The sequence below is a fragment of the Streptomyces sp. NPDC087859 genome, assembly GCF_044742595.1.
GTDB lineage: Bacteria > Actinomycetota > Actinomycetes > Streptomycetales > Streptomycetaceae > Streptomyces > Streptomyces canus_F.
In genome coordinates this window covers 1-1,091 of record NZ_JBIUUU010000049.1, presented here as the reverse complement: position 1 = coordinate 1,091, position 1,091 = coordinate 1, and the positions used below count along the sequence as shown (strand labels likewise).

General features: G+C 70.8%; 1 protein-coding gene. It reads right to left on the bottom strand.

What is annotated here, in order from left to right; genetic code table 11:
* The coding region (glyA, locus tag ACIOHP_RS49920) for a serine hydroxymethyltransferase (RefSeq protein WP_401898532.1) at positions 1 to 1,091 on the bottom strand (1,091 nt) is incomplete at both ends.

The following is a 1,091-nucleotide window of genomic DNA, read 5'->3' as shown; positions in this document are numbered from 1 at the left end:
CCACGCGTCGCCAGCGCCGGGGTGCCGATCCGCAGGCCCGAGGTGACCATCGGGGGACGCGGGTCGTTGGGGACGGCGTTGCGGTTGACGGTGATGCCGACCTCGTGGAGACGGTCCTCGGCCTGCTGCCCGTCCAGCTCGGAGGCGCGCAGGTCGACCAGGATGAGGTGGACGTCGGTGCCGCCGGACAGCACGTTGACACCGGCCTCGCGGGCGTCCGGGGCCGTCAGCCGCTCGGCGAGGATCCGCGCTCCCTCCACCGTACGCGCCTGGCGCTCCTTGAACTCCTCGGAGGCGGCGACCTTGAAGGAGACCGCCTTCGCCGCGATCACATGCTCCAGCGGACCGCCCTGGAAGCCGGGGAAGACGGACGAGTTGAGCTTCTTCGCGAACGCCTGCTTCGCCAGGATGATCCCGCCGCGCGGCCCGCCGAGGGTCTTGTGCGTGGTGGAGGTGACGACATCGGCGTGCTCGACCGGGTTGGGGTGCAGGCCGGCGGCGACCAGGCCCGCGAAGTGGGCCATGTCGACCCACAGGAAGGCCTCGACCTCGTCCGCGATCCGGCGGAACTCGGCGAAGTCCAGCTGCCGCGGGTAGGCGGACCAGCCCGCGATGATCACCTTGGGGCGGTGTTCCTTGGCGAGGCGCTCCACCTCGGCCATGTCGACCAGTCCGGCGTCGTCCACGTGGTAGGCGACCACGTTGAACTGCTTGCCGGAGAAGTTCAGCCGCATGCCGTGGGTGAGGTGGCCGCCGTGGGCCAGGTCCAGGCCCAGGATGGTGTCGCCGGGGGAGGCCAGCGCGAACAGCGCGGCCTGGTTGGCGGAGGCACCCGAGTGCGGCTGGACGTTGGCGTACTCGGCGCCGAACAGGGCCTTGACCCGGTCGATGGCGATCTGCTCGGCGACATCCACGTGCTCGCAGCCGCCGTAGTAGCGGCGGCCCGGGTAGCCCTCGGCGTACTTGTTGGTCAGGACCGAGCCCTGCGCCTCCATCACCGCGACCGGCGCGAAGTTCTCGGAGGCGATCATCTCCAGGGTGGACTGCTGACGGTTCAGCTCGGCATCGACCGCCGCGGCGATCTCCGGGTC